Annotated in this window: 2 protein-coding genes; one reads left to right on the plus strand and one right to left on the minus strand. The window is 66.4% G+C overall.

All coding sequences use genetic code 11. From position 1 onward, the window contains the following. The coding region (locus tag KJS59_RS30360; RefSeq protein ID WP_213457397.1) for a hypothetical protein at positions 1-495 on the plus strand (495 nt) is incomplete at its 5' end. Between the two features lie 13 nt (positions 496-508). On the opposite strand, the gene KJS59_RS30365 is transcribed toward KJS59_RS30360, so the two are convergent. Further along, positions 509-2768 (minus strand): LamG-like jellyroll fold domain-containing protein (locus KJS59_RS30365; protein ID WP_305071795.1); only part of this gene is annotated, 2260 nt, incomplete at its 5' end.

A 2768-nucleotide genomic window follows, 5' to 3' on the forward strand; every position in this document is an offset into this window, starting at 1 on the left:
GTCACGGTGGCGCGGTGCACCGCCGTCATGGGCTGCGAAGCTGGACCTCGGCTGTCGCTGCGCGAGGCCGGCGGGGTGACGGATGCGACTGAAACCGGCAGGTTACCCGCTCGTGTCGACGCGGCGGTAGCCGTTGTCGTGCTGCCGGTCGGCGTGGCCGGTAGGTCGACCGTCGCGGATCCGGCTGTGGGCCACTGTACTGTCCGGTTGCCGTGGGCGGTCTTGCTGTCGGCGGTCCACGACGGGCGCACGCTGTGCTTGACCGGCGCGACCCGCACACCCATCACCTGCTTCGGCTTCGGCGGCGCCCACGAGCTGCGTGGTGCCGCCTGCGCCGAACCGGCGACTGCGGTCGACGACACCACCACGGCCGCCAGCACGGCCGCGACGACTCGGCCGGCGCGGCAGCGACCCAAGACGGTCATGGTCTTACCCCGGAACGGGCGTGCCCGAAAACCAGCGCTCATGGCGCTACCTCCCCGAACGAAACTGTGAACGAGCAGACCCGTTACTGGATGACCTTGTTGTCAATCTCGGTGTTGGACCACACCCGCTGCGAGGCGTAGACCTCGTCCACGGTGCCGATGAACCCGCGCCCGGCCCCGGAACTCAGCGACCCACCCACCGCGAACCGGCCGGTGGCCGACCACATCCCCGACACCGACGCCTCCGCCTGCGCCCCGTCCAGGTTGACGGTGCCATTGACGTACAACTTGATCTTCATCGCCGCGGGGTCGTAAACCCCGGTCAGGTGGGTCCACTCATTAGCCGCGACGAAGTCAGAGGTGCATGCGCTGGTGGTCGCGGCGGTCGCGGTGTCGCTGTCATGCACCGTGAAGCACCACTGCGGATCGCCGACACCATCGCCGGTGATGTCAATGTCGTCGCGGAACTGCAACTCGAACACCGACTGCGCGGTGCCGTCCTGCGCCACCACCGCCTGTGGCCCGCCGCTATCCAGGTTGGTCGGGTAGACCCAGGCCGCGATAGTGAACCCGGCGGGGTGAGAGGTGTCCAGCACCGGCGACGTGGAGGACAGAGACCCGGAGCCGTTGAACGTCACCGCACCGGTGCCCACCTTCACCACCTCGTCGTCGCGGTGGGCGCCGGTCGTACTGAAACTCAGCGGCCGGTTCGTGTTCAACAGCGAGGGGGTCGGCCCAGTAGCGGCGTTGTCGTCCAGCGGCCAGTACCAGTTCAGTGCGCCGTTCGGGCGGACCAGGAACTCGTAGGGCTTCCACTCCGACGCGATGCCAGCGCCGTTGACGCTCTGGACGAGCATCGTGTTCACCCCGTCCTTCGGCGGGGCGATCGAGACGGTGGATGTGGTGCCGGTGACTTCGCGCAGGGACAGGTCGTCCCAGTAGACGGCCTTGCCTGAGCCGTAGTCCATGCCGTTGTAGAGGCGTACGAACGCCTGCGTCGCGCTGGCCGGTACGGCCATGATCAGTGACAGTTGCTGCCAGCCGTCCGTGATGGTGGCCTTCGGCGAAGCGATCTCGGTGTAGCCGGCGGATGTGGCGTAGAAGCCGACAATTCGCAGTCCTCGATCGGTGTAGACCGGGGTGAGGCCGGTCGCGGCGGGGACATAGATCCACCCCGTGATCACGTACCGCTTGCCGGGCTGCATCCCGGCGCACAGGCAGTTCTGGGTGGCTCCGATACCGGCGAAGGTGTCACCAGGCGTCAGGGTGCTGGACGCGACCGGGGTGAGTTTCAACGAGTCCGAACTGTCGTGGCCGCGGGTGGTATCCCGAATCATCGTTGTCGTGGTCGGCACCGCGAAGCCGGTCAAGTCCGTGGACACCTGCCGCTGGTTCGCCGTCAACTGCTCGACCTGCGGCTGCCCGGCCGGCACCGTGACCGCGTTACCGCCGTTGAGTGTGTACGTGTACTGCTGAACATCGATGGCGGCGTTCGGCCCAAACGTGAACATCCCCGGAATGTTGACACCACCGCTCCAGGCGCCGGTGTCCTTGGACGGGTAGTCCGTGCTCGTCACCAGCGGCAGAGTTGGTGACGTCGTGTCGACGGTGAAGGTGAACCAGGCGCTGTAGCCGCCACACACATAGGAGTCGCAGGCTCTGACCCGCCAGTGGTACTGCGCGTCCGGCAGATTCACCGTGACCGTCCATGGCGCCTCTGTCCCCGACGCGCGCCCCGTGACAGAGGTTCCCGACTTCGCCTTCAGGACCGTCCTGCCAGCGTCGAAGACCTCAAACTCCGCCCGCAACGTGCCACCATCCGGGTCGCTGACCACCGCGAACAGCTTCGGGGTCGGGGAACTGACCAGCGCCGGAGATACGCAGGCCGAAAAGCACGGGCTGATCTTCTGGGCGTTCGGCACGTTCGGCGTACGGTTGTACGTCAGCTCGATGTACGGGGTGCCTGAGGACGCCTCCGAGGACTTGAACTTCTTCCACCCGTCGTGGTTGGTCTCACTGGAGGCCCGCAAGCCGACGTTCGCAGTGCCCTGATGGTTGGTGAAGCTGTACTGCAAGATGTTCTTCACCGACACCGACACCCACCCATCGGCGCAACTACTGTTGTACCCCTTCGTCGCGGTCGAGGTTCCGTCCTTCGCCGACCAGGCCGGCTGAGCGCCCCACCGCGTCGACGTGCTCGCAGCCCCGGTACGCCACGCGCCGCCGTACACGACCACGAATGCGTCTCCCACAGGAACAACTCCGCCTTCGTCACCGTACTGTCCCAATACCCATTCAGGCTCTTGAACGTCAGAAACGACCGCGCCGTGCATCCACCCCCAG

Origin of the sequence: Rhizomonospora bruguierae (assembly GCF_018397995.1) — a bacterium.
GTDB lineage: Bacteria > Actinomycetota > Actinomycetes > Mycobacteriales > Micromonosporaceae > Rhizomonospora > Rhizomonospora bruguierae.